Genomic DNA, 16,956 nt, shown 5'->3' on the forward strand with positions numbered 1-16,956 from the left:
CGGGCGCAAGGCCGACTTCCGCAACGTCATCATCATCATGACGACCAACGCGGGCGCCGAGACCATGAACAAGGCCACCATCGGCTTCACCAACCCGCGTGTGGCGGGCGACGAGATGGGCGACATCAAGCGCCTGTTCACGCCCGAGTTCCGCAACCGGCTGGATGCCATCGTCAACTTCAAGGCGCTGGACGAGCAGATCATCATGCGCGTGGTGGACAAGTTCCTGCTGCAGCTCGAAGGCCAACTGGCCGAGAAGAAGGTGGAGGTCACCTTCACCGACACGCTGCGCAAGCACCTGGCCAAGAAGGGCTTCGATCCGCTCATGGGGGCACGCCCGATGCAACGCCTGATCCAGGACACGATCCGCCGTGCGCTGGCCGACGAGCTGTTGTTTGGTCGCTTGACCGAAGGAGGCCGTCTGACGGTGGACCTGGAGACCAAGACCGGCGAAGACGGCAAGGACATCCATGACGTCAAGCTCGACATCCTGCCCCTGCCCAAGAAGGAAGGCAAAGCCAAGCCGGAAGAGGCGACGGCGGGCTGATCCGCGCTGCGCGCCGCCATGCAAAAGGCCCGGTTCAACCGGGCCTTTTTTCGTCTGTCGGATGGTGTTCAGGGATGCGCCAGATAGGCGTCGCGGATCGCCTCGATGCGCTGGCGGTTCACACCGAAATCCTTGCGTCCCAGCCGGCTGGCGCTGCGCAGCTCAATCATGTTCGTGGCGGGGTTGAACCAGAATTCCAGGTCGTCCACAAACTTCAGCCAGCGGGTCTGTGCCTGGGCCCGCAGGTAGTCGGGGCCTTGCTCGACCAATGTGGTGCCGGGCGTGGCCCGCAACACGGTGGCCAGCGCCGCCAGGGACGCGGCGGCATCCCCCTGGCGCAAGGGGAGGGGATCGATACGGGCATACGCCCGCTGCGGGTGCTCGGGGTACAGGTCGGCTTGGCTGCTGACGCTGTTGGGCGTGTCGGACGGGGGTCTGAGCCGGCCGTCATGAACGCCCAGACCGGACGGCGGCTGCCCGGCAAACAGGCCCGCCTGGCCTGCCAACAGCAACGCTGCCGTCAGCCCCAGCAGGCTGTACAACAGCTGCCGGACCGTGGTCACCGTTTGCTGCCGCCCAGCAGACTGCCGAGCACGCCACGCACGATCTGGCGGCCGATGCCGCTGGCCACGCTGCGGGCGGCCGTCTTGGCCATGGTCTGGACCAGGCCGTCGTACTGACCCCCGCGCGGGCCGGTACGGCCGAACAGGGCTTCATTGAGCATGCCACCGATGCCGCCGCCTTCGGCTTCCGCCTCTTTCTTGGCTCCGCCGGGAATGCGCGGGGTCTTGGGGGCATCGCTGGCTTCGGCCGGCGCTTCATCGGCGGCGCCTGCGTGCTTGCGGAACATTTCGTACGCGCTCTCGCGGTCGACCACCTTTTCGTACACACCCGCCACCAGCGAGTTCTGCAACAGCGCCTGGCGCTGCTCGGGCGTGATGGGGCCGAGCTGGCTGCCAGGGGGGAACACAAACACGCGTTCGGTCTCGCTGGGGCGGCCCTTGGTGTCCAGTAGGCTCACCAGCGCCTCGCCCACGGCCAGTTCGGTGATGGCGGCCTCGATGTCGAGCCCGGCCTTGGGGCGCATGGTCTGTGCGGTGGCCTTGACCGCTTTCTGGTCGCGCGGGGTGAAGGCGCGCAAGGCGTGCTGCACGCGGTTGCCCAGCTGGCCCAGCACGCTGTCGGGGATGTCCAGCGGGTTCTGGGTCACGAAATACACGCCCACGCCCTTGGAACGCACCAGGCGCACCACCAACTCGATGCGGTCGACCAGGATCTTGGGCGCTTCGTCGAACAACAGGTGGGCTTCGTCGAAGAAGAACACCAGCTTGGGTTTTTCCGGGTCGCCGATCTCGGGCAGGGTCTCGAACAGTTCCGACAGCATCCACAGCAGGAAGGTGGCGTACAGGCGCGGCGCGTTCAGCAGCTTGTCGGCGGCCAGGATGTTGATCACGCCCTTGCCGCGCTCGGTCTGCATGAAGTCGTTGATGTCGAGCATGGGCTCGCCAAAGAACTTGTCGCCGCCTTGTTGTTCGATCTGCAGCAGGCCGCGCTGGATGGCGCCGATGCTCGCCGCGCTGATGTTGCCGTACTCGGTGGTGAACTGCTTGGCGTTGTCGCCGATGTGCTGCAGCATGGCCCGCAGGTCCTTCATGTCCAGCAGCAGCAGGCCGTTGTCGTCGGCGATCTTGAACACCAGGTTGAGCACGCCGGCCTGGGTGTCGTTGAGGTCCAGCATGCGCGCCAGCAGCAGCGGCCCCATGTCGGAAATGGTGGCGCGCACCGGGTGGCCCTGTTCGCCGAACACGTCCCACAGCGTGGTGGGGCAGGCCTGCGGTTCGGTGGGGGTGAGGCCGCGGTCGGCCAGCACTTTGACGATCTTCTCGGGCAGTTGGCCGGTCTGGCTGATGCCGGTGAGGTCGCCCTTGACGTCGGCCATGAACACCGGCACGCCGATGTTGGAGAACTGTTCGGCCAGGGTTTGCAGCGTCACGGTCTTGCCGGTGCCGGTGGCCCCGGTGATCAGGCCGTGGCGGTTGGCCAGGCTGGGCAGCAGGTGGCATTGCGCGTGGGCGTTCTGGGCAATCAGCATCGGTTCTGCCATGGTGGGCGTCCTCAGAAGAGTGAGAAGAGGGGGGTCGTAAAATCGAAGGTTATTACACCAAATTCTGGTCAGAAAAAAGGATTCACTCATGGCTGGACACAGCAAATGGGCCAACATTCAACACCGCAAGGGCCGGCAGGATGAGAAGCGGGGCAAGATCTGGACGCGCGTGATCCGTGAAATCACGGTCGCGGCCCGGACCGGTGGCGGCGATCCGGCCATGAACCCGCGGCTGCGGCTGGCGATCGACAAGGCCAAGGCGGCCAACATGCCGGCCGACCGCATCAAATACAACGTCGACAAGGCTTCGGGCGCCCTGGAAGGCCAGGCGCTGGAGGAAATCCGCTACGAGGGTTACGGCATCGGCGGTGCGGCGATCATTGTCGACACCATGACCGACAACAAGGTGCGCACCGTGGCCGAAGTTCGGCACGCGTTCAGCAAGTACGGCGGCAACCTGGGCACCGACGGTTCGGTGGCGTTCCAGTTCAAGCATTGCGGCCAGATCATCTTTGCGCCGGGCACGAGCGAAGACAAGGTGATGGAAGTGGCGCTGGAAGCCGGCGCTGAGGACGTGATCACCGACGACGACGGCGCCATCGAGGTGCTGACCGCCTACACCGACTTTGAGGCGGTGAAGAATGCGCTGGAGGCCGCCGGTCTCAAGCCCGAGGTGGCCGAGGTGACCATGCGGCCCGAGAACACCATCGAGCTGACCGGCGAAGACGCGGCCCGCATGCAGAAGCTGCTGGACATCATTGAAGACCTGGACGACGTGCAGGAAGTCTTCCACAACGCAAGTCTTTGACCCACCCCCGCCGTGCTGCGCGCGCGCCCCTCAAGGGGGCAACGCGGTGCGGCCCGGCAAAGCCGGTTCCGCCGCGTTCCGGACTGGGTCTTCGCGCTCCGGGCTGCGGTAGAGGTCCGTTTGGTTTGATTTTTGGAGATGGATTTGAAGGTTCTGGTGATTGGCGGCGGTGGCCGCGAGCACGCGCTGGCGTGGAAGCTCAAGCAGTCCGAGGGCGTGGAGCAGGTGTTCGTGGCGCCGGGCAATGCCGGCACGGCGCGGGATGTGCAGCTGACCAACCTGCTGATCACCGACAAGGTGGCGTTGCGCGAATGGGCGCAGGCCAACGCCATCGGCCTGACGGTCGTTGGCCCCGAGGCACCGCTGGCGGCCGGGGTGGTGGACGAGTTCCGCGCCCACGGTCTGGCGATTTTTGGCCCGACGCAAAAGGCCGCCCAGCTGGAAAGCTCCAAGGCCTTCAGCAAGGCCTTCATGCAGCGCCACGGCATCCCCACCGCCGAATACCAGACGTTCACCGACCCAGTGCAGGCCCACGCCTACGTGGACGCCAAGGGCGCGCCCATCGTGATCAAGGCCGACGGCCTGGCGGCGGGCAAAGGCGTGGTGGTGGCAATGTCGCTGGCCGAGGCGCACGAGGCGATCGACTTCATGCTGCTGGACAACACACTGGGCGTGGCGCACAACGAGGGCGGCGCCAGGGTGGTGATCGAGGAGTTCCTCGAAGGCGAAGAAGCCAGCTTCATCGTGCTGTGCGATGGCGTGAACGCATTGGCGCTGGCCACCAGCCAGGACCACAAGCGCCTGCTGGACGCCGACCAGGGCCCCAACACCGGTGGCATGGGGGCGTACTCGCCCGCGCCGGTGGTCACGCCCGCCGTGCACCAGCGCGCCATGGACGAGGTGATCCTGCCCACGCTGCGTGGCATGGCCGCCGACGGCATCCCCTACACCGGCTTCCTGTACGCCGGCCTGATGATCACACCCGACGGCCGTGTGAAGACGCTGGAATTCAACTGCCGCATGGGCGACCCGGAAACGCAACCCATCATGATGCGGCTGCGTTCCAACCTCGCGCAGGTGCTGCTTTCGGCCACCCGCGCCGAGCTGGACCAGGTGACGCTGGACTGGGACCCGCGCGTGGCGCTGGGCGTGGTGCTGGCCGCGGCTGGTTACCCCATGAACCCGCGCAAGGGCGACGCCATTGCGGGCCTGCCGGGTGACGAAGCCGACCGCATGGTGTTCCACGCTGGCACGGCCGACGCCAACGGGCAGGTGGTCGTCTCGGGCGGCCGCGTGCTGTGCGTGACGGCGCTGGCCGACAGCGTGGCCGCCGCGCAGCAGAAAGCCTATGGCGTGGTCGACGGCATCCGTTTCGACGGCATGCAGTGCCGCCGCGACATCGGCTACCGCGCCCTCTGATATTTCAAAGGCCCGCATGAGCAGCTCGACGCAAAAGGTTCGCGACTACCTCACCGGTCTGCAAGACCGCATCACCTCCACCGTCGCCCTGGTGGACGGCGGCCGGTTTGTGGTCGATCACTGGAAGAAGCCCGCCGGCGAAACCTTGCAGGGGCAGGGCATCACGCAGATCCTGGAAGGTGGCCCGGTGTTCGAGCGCGCCGGTTGCGGTTTCTCGCACGTCACCGGTCCGCGCCTCCCGCCTTCGGCGACCCAGCACCGTCCCGAGTTGGCCGGCGCACCTTTCGAGGCCATGGGCGTGTCGCTGGTTTTCCACCCGCGCAACCCCTATGTGCCCACGGTGCACATGAACGTGCGCATGATCGCGGCGACGCCGGCGGGCAGCGCCCCGGTGTGCTGGTTCGGGGGCGGTATGGACCTCACGCCCTACTACGCGTTTGAAGAAGACGCGGTGCATTTCCACAGCACCTGCAAGGGGGCGCTGGATCCGTTCGGCGTGGACAAGTACCCCCGCTTCAAGAAGTGGTGCGACGAGTACTTCTACCTCAAGCACCGCGACGAGCAGCGCGGCATCGGTGGCGTGTTCTTCGACGACTTCGCCGAGTTCGGCTTCGACGGCAGCTTCGCCATGCTGCGTTCGGTGGGCGACGCCTTCCTGGACGCCTACCTGCCCATCGTGGACCGCCGCAAAGACACGGCCTATGGCGAGCGCGAACGTGACTTCCAGCTCTACCGCCGTGGCCGCTACGTGGAATTCAACCTGGTCTGGGACCGGGGCACACATTTCGGCCTGCAATCGGGTGGCCGCAGCGAATCCATCCTGCTGTCCATGCCGCCGATGGTGAGCTGGTCGTACCAGCGCACGGACCCGGCGGATTCGCCCGAGGCCCGGCTGACCAGCGAGTTTCTGGTGCGCAAGGACTGGGTTTGAGCCCTCAGGACGCCGGCAGCGCCGAGTGCGCTCCACCGCAGCCGCTGCGCATAGGCGTCTACGGCGGCGCGTTCGATCCGCCGCACTGGGCGCACCGCGCGCTGGCCGAAGCGGCCCTTGCCCAGTTGCGGCTGGACCGTTTGCTCATCCTGCCCACCGGGCAGGCCTGGCACAAGGCGCGCTCGCTGACCGACGCGCAACACCGGCTGGCCATGTGCCTGCTGGCCTTCGGTGATCTGCCGCACACCCAGGTGGACCCCCGCGAAACGCGCCGCAGCGGCCCCAGCTTCACGGCAGACACCTTGCAGGAGCTGCGCCAGGAATACCCGGCGGCACAGCTGTTCCTGCTGCTGGGCGCCGACCAGTTGCTGGCGTTCAAGACCTGGATGCGCTGGCCCGAGGTGCTGCAAATGGCGCAGCTGGCCGTGGCCAACCGGGCCACGCGCATCGGCGCGGACGCGCTGGACGACACACAAGCCGAGACCGACCTCTCGGGCGTGGACCTGCCCTTTATCCGGCTGGACATGCCCCTGACCAATATCAGTGCCACCGCCGTGCGGGCCCGTTTCGGGCAAGCGCTGGGCCGTGCCGGTACCCACGCCGCGCTGGTGCCCCAGCCGGTGGCAAGCTATATTTCACAACACCATCTCTATCAGAAGCCCTCATGACCAGCGAAACCACTGCCAAAAAAGACATCCAGAAACTCCAGCGCGCGATCGTGGACGGACTGGAGGACGTCAAGGGCCAAGACATTGTGGTGTTCAACACCGAGACCTTGTCGCCGCTGTTCGAGCGTGTGATTGTCGCCAGCGGCACCTCCAACCGCCAGACCAAGGCACTGGCCGCGAGCGTGCGCGACGCCGTGCGTGAAGCGGGCTTCGACAAGCCGCGCATCGAAGGCGAAGAAAACGGCGAATGGATCATCGTGGACTGCGGCCAGGCCGTGGCCCACGTGATGCAGCCAGTGATCCGCCAGTACTACCGCCTCGAAGAAATCTGGGGCGCCAAGCCGGTGCGCCTGAAAACCGCGGCCGAGAAAGCCGCCGAAGCACGCGAGGCCGCCAAGCCCGCCACCAAGACCACGCGCAAGGGCGCGGTCAAGGACGTCAAACCGGTGGACGCCAAGTCGCTCGCACGCAAGCAGGCCAAGGCCGCTGCGGCACCCGAGGCCGTGAAGGCTCCGGCGAAGAAGGCGGCGGCCAAGACCGGCACCACGTCCGCAGCGAAGACCGCGGCCAAAACAACCACCAAGGCCGTCACCAAGGCCCCGGCGAAGACCCCCGTGGCCAAGACCGCAGCCGCCAAGACGCCGGTGCGCAAGGTTGCCGCTGGCGCGGCACCGGCCAAGAAGACCGTCAAGACCGTGGTCGTCAAGCCCAAGAGCGCGACCAAACCCGCAGCCAAACCCGCTGCCAAGGCCCCGAGCAAGCCGGCCGTCAAGCGCGCTGCGGCCAAGCCAGCTGCCAAGAAAAAGGCATGAAGCTGGTGATCGTCGCGGTCGGGCAGCGCATGCCCGACTGGGCCCAGACCGCCTACGACGATTACGCCAAGCGCTTTCCACCCGAGTTGCGGGTGGAGATCAAGACCGTCAAAACCGAGCCGCGCGGTTCCAAGACCGTGGAAACGGTCATGGCTGCCGAGCGCGAGCGCATCGTGGCGGCACTGCCCAAGGGCTGCCGCACAGTGGTGCTGGACGAGCGGGGTACCCAGCTGACCACCAAGGCGCTGGCGACGCAGTTGCAGGCCTGGCAGCAGGGTGGCGACGACGTGGCCCTGGTCATCGGTGGGCCTGACGGGCTGGAGCCCGCTTTTCGCTCGGCCGCCCACCAGCGCATCCGCCTGTCCGACCTCACCCTGCCACACGCCATGGTGCGGGTGCTGCTGATCGAGCAGCTCTACCGCGCCTGGTCCATCAACGCCAACCACCCCTACCACAGGGAGTGATGTGGTTCCCCCGCTCCACCGCGGCGCTTGCTGTCTCCCAACGGGGCCGGTCCGCCTCGGGGCGGTCCGGGGGCACCACGCATGCCCATCGCTGACATGAATCCCTTCATTTACCTCGCCTCCCAAAGCCCGCGCCGCAAGCAGTTGCTGGAACAGTGGGGCGTGCGTTGCGAACTTCTGCTGCCCGATGAGGGCGAGGATGTGGAAGCGCTGGAGGCGGTCAAGGGCGCCGAAGCGCCGGCCGCCTACGTGCAACGCGTGACGGGGCTGAAGTTACAGGCTTCCGTCGAGCGGCTGCGGCGCCGCGGCCTGCCGCTGGCCCCGGTTCTGTGTGCCGACACCACCGTGGCCCTGGGGCGGCGCATCCTGGGCAAACCCGCCGATGCGGCCGAGGCCCGGCGCATGCTGGCGGACCTTTCGGGTCAACAGCACCGGGTGCTGACGGCGGTGGCGGTGGCGCGGCCCGCCGCCCGTGGTGCCGTTCGCCAATGGGCGGCCTTGTCCGTATCGCAGGTCACGTTCGACGCGTGGAGCGCCGCCGACATCCGCCGCTACGTTGCCAGCGGTGAGCCCATGGGCAAAGCGGGGGCCTATGCCATCCAGGGCGCCGCGGCGCTGCACATCCGGCACATCAGCGGCAGCTACTCGGGCATCATGGGCTTGCCCGCGCACGAAACCGCGCAACTGCTGCGCGCCGCCGACGTGCGGCTCGCCTGCTGAACACCCCACACATCGAGACAAGCATGAGCCAGGACATCCTCATCAACTGGGCACCCCAGGAGACCCGCGTGGCGGTGGTGGAGCAGGGCGCGGTACAAGAGGTGCACCTGGAACGCACGCTCGAACGCGGTCTGGTCGGCAACATCTACCTGGGCAAGGTTTCGCGTGTGCTGCCGGGCATGCAGTCGGCCTTCATCGACATCGGACTGGACCGTGCCGCCTTCCTGCACGTTGCCGACCTGATGCCCAACATCGCCGCCAAACACGCGGCGCCACGCGAGAAGGGCACTGCGGAAGCCGGCGGCAAGGTGCTTGAAGGCGATCCGGTGCAACCCATCGAGCGCCAGATTTTCGAAGGTCAGGCGCTGATGGTGCAGGTGCTCAAGGACCCGATCGGTACCAAGGGCGCGCGCCTGACGGCGCAGATCAGCATCGCCGGGCGGCTGCTGGTGTTCCTGCCGCAGGACAACCACGTCGGCGTGTCGCAGAAGATTCCGTCGGCACAGCGCGAGGCCCTGCGCCAGCGGGTGATGGGGCTGGCGACGCCGGCCGACGGCGGTGCCACGGGCGGGTTCATCCTGCGCACCAACGCCGAAGATGCGTCGGATGAAGAGCTCAAGGAAGACATCGCCTACCTGCGCAAGACCTGGCAACGCATCAAGGAAGCCGCCACCCGCCAGCCGCCCGCCACGCTGCTGCACGAAGACCTGAACCTGATGCAGCGCGTGCTGCGCGACCTGGTCAGCGCACAGACGCAGTCCATCCGCATCGACTCGCGCGAGCAGTTCGGGCTGCTGCAGGCTTTCGCCATCGAGTTCATGCCCGACACGCTGCCCAAGCTGCAGCTCTACACCGGCGAGCGGCCCATCTTCGATCTGTTCAACATCGACGAGGACATCGCCCGCGCGCTCAGCCGACGGGTGGATCTCAAGTCCGGTGGTTACCTGGTCATCGATCAGACCGAAGCGCTGACCACGGTGGACGTGAACACCGGCGGATTTGTGGGGGCCCGCAATTTTGACGACACGGTGTTTCGCACCAACCTGGAAGCCTCGCAAGCCATTGCGCGGCAACTGCGCTTGCGCAATCTGGGCGGCATCGTCATCGTGGACTTCATCGACATGGTGCGCGAAGACCACCGCGACGCGGTGCTGACCGAATTCCGCAAGCAGCTGGCCCGCGATCGCGTCAAGACCATGACCGGCGGTTTTTCGCAGCTGGGCTTGTTGGAGATGACGCGCAAGCGCACCCGCGAATCGCTGGCGCACATGCTCAGCGAGCCTTGTGGTGCCTGCGCTGGCAAGGGGGTGGTGAAGACGGCGCGCAGTGTCTGCTATGACATCCTGCGCGAGATCCTGCGCGAAGCCCGGGCCTTCAATCCACGCGAGTTCCGCGTGGTGGCGTCGGCCCAGGTGGTGGAGCTGTTTCTGGACGAAGAAAGCCAGCACCTGGCCGGCCTGAGCGATTTCATCGGCAAGCCGATCTCGCTGCAGTCCGAGGGATCGATGACGCAGGAGCAGTACGACATCGTGCTGTTGTGAACGGAGGGGCCTCGCGCGCTGGTGTGACGTGATGTTCGCGGGGAACCCAGGGGGCGTGTTCGAGATCCAGAAGAGATCACAACTTGTCACGGGAGCCTGCAAGGCCTCCGCTATTATCGGCAGCTACCCGCACAGGGCCTCGTTCTACAAGGATGCTGGATTTGACCCGACTGGAATACTGGGCGCCGACCCGTCGCCAAGGCCTGCTGTGCGCAGCAGGCGCTCTCCCTCTGATGGCCTGGCCGCTGCGTGATGCCCATGCACAGTTCCGGGTCGAAGTCTCCGGCGTCGGCCTGACGCAGTTCCCCTTCTCGATCGTGAACTTTCGCGGCAACGATGCGGCGAGTCAGAACATCGCGGCCATCGTGCGCGCCGATCTGGAGCGCAGCGGCCAGTTCCGTTTTTCAGAGCCGGTGGTTGGCAACCTCGATGAGTCCACCCGGCCAGACCTGTCTGCCTGGCGCGGCAAAGGGGCAGATTCGCTGGTGGTGGGTAGCGTCAGCCGCCTGGCCGATGGTCGCTTCGATGTGCGGTTCCGGCTCTGGGATCTGGTGCGTGGACAGGACCTGGGTGGCCTGAGTTACCCGGTGGCGGCGGCCGACCTGCGTCTGGCCGCTCACCGCATCGCCGACCAGGTGTACGAGAAGATCACCGGTGACAAAGGGGTGTTCTCCACCCGCATCGCCTACGTGAGCAAGGCGGGTCAGCGCTACCAGCTCTGGGTGGCCGATGCCGACGGTGAAAACGCCCGTGCCGCGCTGGGCAGCCCCGAACCCATCATCTCGCCCAGCTGGGCGCCGGGTGGCACGCAACTGGCCTACGTCTCGTTCGAGGCGCGCAAGCCCGTGATCTATGCACACGATGTGTCCACCGGCAAACGGCGTCTGCTGGCCAACTTCCGCGGCTCCAACAGCGCGCCGGCCTGGTCGCCCGATGGCAAGCAACTGGTGGCCACGCTCTCCATTTCGGGCAATGCCCAGATCTATGCCGTGGGGGCCGATGGCGGCGAGCCGCGGCGCCTGACGCAGACCGAGAGCATCGACACCGAACCCGTGTTCAGCGCGGACGGCAAGTCCATCTACTTCGTGAGCGACCGTGGCGGTTCTCCGCAGATCTACCGCATGGGTGCGCAGGGCGGCAACCCCCAACGCATCACCTTCAACGGGAACTACAACATCTCGCCATCGATCAGTCCGGATGGCCGGCACCTGGCTTTCATTTCCCGTGTCAGCGGCGCGTTCCGCCTGCACGTGATGGAACTGGCCAGCGGTGATGTGACAGCCCTGACCGACACCAGCGCCGACGAGAGTCCGAGCTTCGCGCCCAACGGTCGGATGATCATTTATGCCACGCGCGACAAAGGGCAAGAGGCCCTGATGACTACCAGCATCGATGGCCGCATCAAAACCCGCCTCGCCGGTGCGCAGGGTGACATCCGGGAACCCGAATGGGGCCCCTTCCTGCGCTGAGCGCCCTGCGCCCGCCTCGAACCTGTGGTGCTGTTGCTGCAGGTCTGTTTCCACCTGGACCTGAAAGACCACGAACATGATCAAGCAACGCTTTTTCGGTGCAGCCGGGCAGTCGACCCGGCGTCTGGCCATGACCGTCTCTCTGGTGGTCGCGGCCGGCCTCGCTGGCTGTGCTTCCAGTGTCCCGCTGGAAGAGGTGCCGGTGGTTGACAGGGCCGCCACAGCCGTTTCTCCGCTCGGGCAGGGGGCCGTGACGGCACCGTCCGCAACATCCGGCGGTGCCGACCAGCGCAGCGTGTCACCGGTTCAGGTCAGCCCGACCGAAGCGCCCCAACCCGATGCCATGACGCGGGTGGTGTATTTCGACTACGACAGCTTTGAGATCAAGCGCGATTTTGCGGGCATGCTGGAAGCCAATGCGAAGTACCTCATGGCCGATGGCAAACGGCGCCTGGCCCTGGAAGGCCATACCGATGAACGCGGTGGCCGCGAATACAACCTCGCGCTCGGGCAGAAGCGGGCCGAAGCCGTGCGGCGCGCGCTCACCTTGCTGGGCGTGAGCGACAAGCAGGTCGAGCCGGTCAGCTTCGGCGAAGAAAAACCCGCCGCCAACGGCTTCACCGAAGAGGCCTACGCCAAGAACCGTCGGGTCGAATTCACGTACCGCTGATGCGCATGAAGCTCTTTTCCATCTGTCTGATGCGTGGTCTGCTTCCGCTGTCCAGCGCACTCGCGCTGGTCTGGCCGCTACAGGCCCATGCCTTGTTCGACGACGATGAGGCGCGCAAGGCCATCATCGAACTGCGCCAGCGCGTCGAGATCAACCGCCAGGCCGCCGAAGCCGCCAACGCCGCGACCAACCGCACGGCCGAAGAAGCGCGCGATGGACAGACCACCACGCGCCGCAGCCTGCTGGATCTGGCGAACCAGATCGAGCAACTGCGGGCCGAAGTGGCACGCCTGCGCGGGCAGAACGAACAACTGACGCGCGAAGTTTCCGAACTGCAGCGCCAACAAAAAGACGTGCAGCTCGGTCTGGACGAGCGGCTGCGCAAGGTAGAGCCGGTGAAGGTGTCGCTGGACGGCAAGGACTTCACCGCCTCACCGACCGAAAAGCGCGATTTCGACGCCGCCATGGAAATCCTGCGGCGCACCGAATTTGACGCTGCGGCCCAGGCGTACCAGCAGTTCCTGAAGCGTTATCCCGACAGCGGCTACTCCGCCGCTGCGCTGTACTGGCTGGGCAACGCCCAATACGCTGGCAGGGAGTACAAGGCCGCGGTCGAGACGCACCGTCGCCTCGTGACGCACTTTCCGGAGCACCCCCGCACGCCCGAGGCGCAGCTCGCCATCGCCAACAGCCAGGTCGAGCTCAAGGACACCAAGGCCGCGCGGCGCACGCTTGAGGACCTGGTCAAGGCGCATCCCCAGTCGGAAGCGGCCGGCGCCGCGCGCGAACGTCTGAGCCGCCTGCGCTGAGCGCAAGGCCGGCGCCGCCGCCGGGGATTGGGGCCTGCTTCTACAATCCCCGGCATGGACATTGCCGCTCTACAACAACAGAACAACTTGGTGCTGTGGGCCGCTTTCGCGGCCGCAACAGTCTTCGGTTTCATCGCCCAACGCACCCACTTCTGCACCATGGGGGCGGTCAGCGACATCGTCAACATGGGCTCCTGGACGCGGATGCGCATGTGGGCGACCGCCGTCGCGGTGGCCATGATCGGCTTTCACAGCATGGCCTGGCTCGGCTGGATCGACCCAGCGCAGACGATTTACGCCACGGGGCGTGTGATCTGGCTCTCGGCGCTGCTGGGCGGCGTGCTGTTCGGCTTCGGCATGGTGCTCGCATCGGGCTGCGGCAGCAAAACATTGGTGCGCATTGGCGGTGGCAGCCTCAAGGCGCTGACGGTGTTCTTCGTCATGGGGTTCACCGCCTACGCCACCTTGAGTGGCGTGTTGGCGGTGTTGCGGGTGAACACCGTGGACGCCGTGACGTTTGCCATGCCGGGCGGTGCCGCGTTGCCGGCCTGGCTGGCCCATGTGGCGGGTCTGAATGCAGGTTTCGTCGGCATGGGCCTGTCGCTGCTGGTCGGAGGCGCACTGCTGGTCTGGGCGCTCAGCGGCCGAGACTTCCGCACGCCGGGCAACCTGCTGGGCGGCATCGGGCTGGGCCTCACCGTCACCGCCATGTGGTGGATCAGCGGGCGGCTGGGGTTCGTGGCCGAGCATCCCGAAACGCTGGAATCGGTTTACCTGGCCACCGACACCGGGCGCATGGAGTCTTTCTCGTTCACCGCGCCCATGGCCTACGCGCAGGACTGGTTGATCCGCTTCAGCGATGCCTCCAACCTGTTGACCACCGGCGTGGTGGCGGTCGCCGGGGTGGTGCTTGGGTCGTTCGTGCAGTCGTTGCTGGACAAGAGCTTCCACTGGGAAGGCTTTCGCAGCACGCAGGACACGGCCTTGCACCTGTCGGGCGCGGCACTCATGGGCGTGGGTGGCGTCACCGCGCTGGGCTGCACTGTGGGGCAGGGCCTCTCGGGCCTGTCCACCCTGAGCCTGACCAGCGTCATCGCGGTGATGGGCATCGTGCTGGGCGCGGTGCTGGGCTTGCGTTTCCAGATGTGGCTGCTCGAACGCGGCTGATGCCAGCACGAACCCCGCGATGACCGACGATTTCGAACGCCGCTTCGGCGGCCTGCGCCGGCTTTACGGCGTCCAGGGCGCGCAAAACATTTTTGACGCACACGTGGCCGTTGTGGGCATCGGTGGTGTCGGGTCCTGGGCTGTGGAAGCGTTGGCGCGCAGCGGTGTGCGGCGCCTGAGCCTGATCGATCTGGACCACGTGTCGGCCTCGAACATCAACCGGCAAATCCACGCACAGGACAGCACGCTGGGCCAGGCCAAGGCCGAGGCCATGCGCGAGCGCATCGCCGGCTTCCATCCGGGGTGTGTGGTCGACGTGATCGACGATTTCGTGACGCCCGACAACTGGCCGCAGTTGCTGCAAGGTGAAGAACCGACGGCGCTCATTGACGCCTGTGATCAGGTGCGAGCCAAGACGGCGCTGGCCGCCTGGGCCAGCCGGTGCAAGCTGCCGTTCGTGACGGTGGGCGCGGCGGGTGGCAAGCGACTGCCGCAAGCGGTCGAGGTGGCCGACCTGGCCGAGGTCACCCACGATCCACTGCTTGCACAGCTGCGTTACCGCTTGCGCAAGCAGCACGGTGGGGCGCGCCAGGGCCGCATGGGCACCGCCTGTGTGTTCAGCCGCGAAGCCGTGGCGCCGCCCGACGCCTCGTGTGCAATAGACGCGGTCGATGGATCGCTCAACTGCCACGGTTATGGATCGGTCGTCAGTGTCACCGCCACTTTTGGCCTGTGCGCCGCGGGTTGGGTGATGAATACCTTGGCTGCGCGTGCAAAAGGTTTTGCGACGCTTCAAAAGAGCCCAATTTCGACGCTATAATCTGAGGCTTCGCACTACAGCGAACCCGTGAAAGCGGGGCGTTAGCTCAGTTGGTAGAGCAGCGGACTCTTAATCCGTAGGTCGAGTGTTCGAGTCACTCACGCCCCACCAGAGGTTTCTCTGGTTTTGATTCGCACGAAGCCTTTCTGGGCTTGCGTGGATCAGCACCATCAGTTGATGGGACGTTAGCTCAGTTGGTAGAGCAGCGGACTTTTAATCCGTAGGTCGCGCGTTCGAGTCGCGCACGTCCCACCAAATTCCCCGCGAGGGGGCTTGAAAGCCTGCTACTAAATCAGTAGCAGGCTTTTTCGTTTGTGCGTTTGCTGCCCTTGGGTGACAGTTTCTTCTGCCCTATAAAAAAAGAGCCCCGACCGAGAAAGGTCAGGGCTCTTTTTTTATGGGTGCCGACGTTGGGTTCAAGCCAGCGGATGCTGGCGAGCGGGTGTCAGGCCTGTTTCTTCTTCAGGAAACCATAGGCCACCAGCAACAGAACCGCGCCCACGACGGAACCGATGAAGCTGGCCGGCTGCCCGGGTGAATACAGCCCGAGCGCAGCACCGCCGTAGCTGGCCACGAAGGAGCCGGCCACGCCGAGCACGGCGGTCATGATCCAGCCCATGCCGTCGTCGCCGGGTTTGATGGCGCGGGCGATGAAGCCGGCGATGAGGCCGATGAACAGGGTTCCCAGAATGGACATCATGTGTGCGTTGCCTTTCAAAAATCGCGTTGAAGCTGTAGCGCGTAAATACTAACCCGTCTGCGTGTCACGCGGTGTTCAGGCGGTCGCATCGCCGTCGATGGCGCTGGCTTCCAGTTGCTCGCCCAGTTCCAGCCAGCGCAGTTCCAGCCTTTCCAGCTCGTCGTTCACCGCTTTGAGGCGGCGCCCCGTGTCCGCCAGGGTGGGGGCGCTGGCGGGCTGGCTCAGTGTGTCTTCCAGCGCCTGCTTTTCGGTGTTGAGGGTGGCCATGCGCTTTTCGGCCTGCTCCTGCTCTTTTTTGAGCGGGCGCAGTTGCTCGGCACGTTGCTGGCGGCGCTGTGCATCCAGTTTGCGCTGCTCGGGGCTGCGGTTGACGGCCGGTGGGGCCACGGGGGCAGGGGCCGCCGCGACCACTGGCTCGGCGACCGCATTTTTGAGGCCCTTCTGTTCCTGCCGCTGCGCTTCGCGCGCCTGTTTGGCCATGTCCAGCAAGTAGCGCTGGTAGTCGTCCAGGTCGCCGTCGAAGGGGCCGATGCCGCCACGCGAGACCAGCCAGAACTCATCGCACACCGCGCGCAAGAGGTGACGGTCGTGGCTGACCAGCATCACCGTGCCTTCGAACTCGTTGAGCGCCATCGACAGCGCTTCGCGCGTGGCCAGGTCCAGGTGGTTGGTGGGTTCGTCCAGCAGCAGCAGGTTGGGGCGTTGCCAGACGATCATGCACAGCACCAGTCGCGCCTTCTCGCCACCGCTCATGCTGCCCACGGCCTGTTTGACCTGGTCGCCGGTGAAGTTGAAGCTGCCCAGGAAGCTGCGCAGGTCCTGCTCGCGCGTGGCCTGGCCGCTGAGCCGCCCTTGCGCGGTGCAGTCCTTGACCAGGCGGATCATGTGTTCCAGTGGCGTGTCGGCGGGGCGCAGCACGTCCAGTTCCTGCTGGGCGAAGTAGCCGATGTTCAGGCCCTTGCCTTCGGTGATCTGGCCGCTGATGGCGGCGAGGTCGCGCGCGATGGTCTTGACCACCGTGGACTTGCCCTGGCCGTTGGCGCCCAGGATGCCGATGCGCTGGCCCGCCAGCACCGAACGGCTGACGTTGCGCACGATCACGGTCGGTTCGCCGCCGTCGTTGTCCAGCGGCGGGTAGCCGAAGCACACGTCCTGCATGGCCAGCATGGGGTTGGGGAGGTTCTGCGGTTCGCTGAACTCGAAAGTGAACTCGGCTTCGGCCAGCACCGGGCCGATCTTTTCCATGCGTTCGAGCGCCTTGACGCGGCTTTGCGCCTGCTTGGCCTTGCTGGCCTTGGCCTTGAAGC

The 16,956-nt window shown here is 66.0% G+C and carries 18 protein-coding genes and 2 tRNA genes; 16 read left to right on the top strand and 4 right to left on the bottom strand.

Annotated elements, in window-relative coordinates; all coding sequences use genetic code 11:
• Positions 1-547 (top strand): AAA family ATPase (locus RMP09_RS15635; protein ID WP_310566912.1); only part of this gene is annotated, 547 nt, incomplete at its 5' end.
• Between the two features lie 68 nt (positions 548-615).
• Here the strand turns inward: RMP09_RS15635 and RMP09_RS15640 are convergent.
• Both RMP09_RS15640 and RMP09_RS15645 read right to left on the bottom strand, forming a co-directional pair.
• Entirely contained in the window at positions 616-1,089 is a 474-nt protein-coding gene (locus RMP09_RS15640) for a DUF1499 domain-containing protein (RefSeq protein WP_310566913.1), read from the bottom strand.
• Between the two features lie 17 nt (positions 1,090-1,106).
• Positions 1,107-2,651: a DUF853 domain-containing protein gene (locus tag RMP09_RS15645; RefSeq protein ID WP_310566914.1), complete on the bottom strand. Its 1,545-nt coding sequence runs from the start codon at positions 2,649-2,651 to the stop codon at positions 1,107-1,109.
• Positions 2,652-2,739: 88 nt separating this feature from the next.
• Here RMP09_RS15645 and RMP09_RS15650 point away from each other — a divergent pair, with 88 nt between their 5' ends.
• The 15 genes from RMP09_RS15650 (at position 2,740) to RMP09_RS15720 (ending at position 15,204) form a co-directional block, all read left to right on the top strand.
• Complete coding sequence (locus tag RMP09_RS15650; protein ID WP_310566915.1) at positions 2,740-3,459, top strand: YebC/PmpR family DNA-binding transcriptional regulator; 720 nt, start codon at positions 2,740-2,742, stop codon at positions 3,457-3,459.
• A gap of 144 nt (positions 3,460-3,603) precedes the next feature.
• Positions 3,604-4,878, top strand: a complete 1,275-nt coding sequence (gene purD, locus RMP09_RS15655; RefSeq protein WP_310566916.1) for a phosphoribosylamine--glycine ligase — start codon at positions 3,604-3,606, stop codon at positions 4,876-4,878.
• Between the two features lie 16 nt (positions 4,879-4,894).
• Positions 4,895-5,809 carry an oxygen-dependent coproporphyrinogen oxidase gene (gene hemF, locus RMP09_RS15660; protein ID WP_310566917.1) on the top strand — a complete coding sequence of 305 codons (915 nt, stop codon included), beginning with the start codon at positions 4,895-4,897 and terminating at the stop codon, positions 5,807-5,809.
• Complete coding sequence (nadD, locus tag RMP09_RS15665) at positions 5,806-6,477, top strand: nicotinate (nicotinamide) nucleotide adenylyltransferase (RefSeq protein ID WP_310566918.1); 672 nt, start codon at positions 5,806-5,808, stop codon at positions 6,475-6,477. Before hemF ends, nadD begins: the two co-directional genes overlap by 4 nt.
• On the top strand, positions 6,474-7,289 hold the full coding sequence (gene rsfS, locus RMP09_RS15670; protein ID WP_310566919.1) for a ribosome silencing factor: 816 nt from the start codon (positions 6,474-6,476) through the stop codon (positions 7,287-7,289). Before nadD ends, rsfS begins: the two co-directional genes overlap by 4 nt.
• Complete coding sequence (gene rlmH, locus RMP09_RS15675) at positions 7,286-7,753, top strand: 23S rRNA (pseudouridine(1915)-N(3))-methyltransferase RlmH (RefSeq protein ID WP_310566920.1); 468 nt, start codon at positions 7,286-7,288, stop codon at positions 7,751-7,753. The genes rsfS and rlmH overlap by 4 nt, the downstream gene beginning before the upstream one ends.
• Before the next feature lie 96 nt (positions 7,754-7,849).
• Positions 7,850-8,473, top strand: a complete 624-nt coding sequence (locus RMP09_RS15680) for a Maf family protein (RefSeq protein ID WP_310566921.1) — start codon at positions 7,850-7,852, stop codon at positions 8,471-8,473.
• Between the two features lie 23 nt (positions 8,474-8,496).
• Positions 8,497-10,014 (top strand): ribonuclease G, encoded by a 1,518-nt coding sequence (rng, locus tag RMP09_RS15685; RefSeq protein ID WP_310566922.1) that lies wholly within the window; start codon positions 8,497-8,499, stop codon positions 10,012-10,014.
• A 152-nt stretch (positions 10,015-10,166) separates the two neighbouring features.
• Positions 10,167-11,483 carry a Tol-Pal system beta propeller repeat protein TolB gene (gene tolB / locus RMP09_RS15690; RefSeq protein WP_409559739.1) on the top strand — a complete coding sequence of 439 codons (1,317 nt, stop codon included), beginning with the start codon at positions 10,167-10,169 and terminating at the stop codon, positions 11,481-11,483.
• 130 nt (positions 11,484-11,613) lie between these two features.
• The gene (gene pal / locus RMP09_RS15695; protein WP_310566923.1) at positions 11,614-12,153 is read left to right on the top strand and encodes a peptidoglycan-associated lipoprotein Pal; all 540 of its coding nucleotides are present in this window, start codon (positions 11,614-11,616) and stop codon (positions 12,151-12,153) included.
• 29 nt (positions 12,154-12,182) lie between these two features.
• Positions 12,183-12,962: a tol-pal system protein YbgF gene (gene ybgF / locus RMP09_RS15700; RefSeq protein ID WP_310566924.1), complete on the top strand. Its 780-nt coding sequence runs from the start codon at positions 12,183-12,185 to the stop codon at positions 12,960-12,962.
• A gap of 45 nt (positions 12,963-13,007) precedes the next feature.
• On the top strand, positions 13,008-14,129 hold the full coding sequence (locus RMP09_RS15705; RefSeq protein WP_310566929.1) for a YeeE/YedE family protein: 1,122 nt from the start codon (positions 13,008-13,010) through the stop codon (positions 14,127-14,129).
• A gap of 19 nt (positions 14,130-14,148) precedes the next feature.
• Positions 14,149-14,949, top strand: a complete 801-nt coding sequence (locus RMP09_RS15710) for a tRNA threonylcarbamoyladenosine dehydratase (RefSeq protein ID WP_310566925.1) — start codon at positions 14,149-14,151, stop codon at positions 14,947-14,949.
• Positions 14,950-14,984: 35 nt separating this feature from the next.
• A tRNA-Lys gene (locus RMP09_RS15715) sits at positions 14,985-15,060 on the top strand.
• Between the two features lie 68 nt (positions 15,061-15,128).
• Positions 15,129-15,204: transfer RNA gene (locus RMP09_RS15720), tRNA-Lys, on the top strand.
• A gap of 190 nt (positions 15,205-15,394) precedes the next feature.
• On the opposite strand, the gene RMP09_RS15725 is transcribed toward RMP09_RS15720, so the two are convergent.
• Positions 15,395-15,649 (bottom strand): GlsB/YeaQ/YmgE family stress response membrane protein, encoded by a 255-nt coding sequence (locus RMP09_RS15725; protein WP_310566926.1) that lies wholly within the window; start codon positions 15,647-15,649, stop codon positions 15,395-15,397.
• A 75-nt stretch (positions 15,650-15,724) separates the two neighbouring features.
• Positions 15,725-16,956, bottom strand: a 1,232-nt coding sequence (locus RMP09_RS15730; protein ID WP_310566927.1) for an ATP-binding cassette domain-containing protein, incomplete at its 5' end; no start/stop codon positions are given.

Source organism: Hydrogenophaga sp., from assembly GCF_031426985.1.
In the GTDB taxonomy this organism is placed as follows: domain Bacteria; phylum Pseudomonadota; class Gammaproteobacteria; order Burkholderiales; family Burkholderiaceae_C; genus Hydrogenophaga.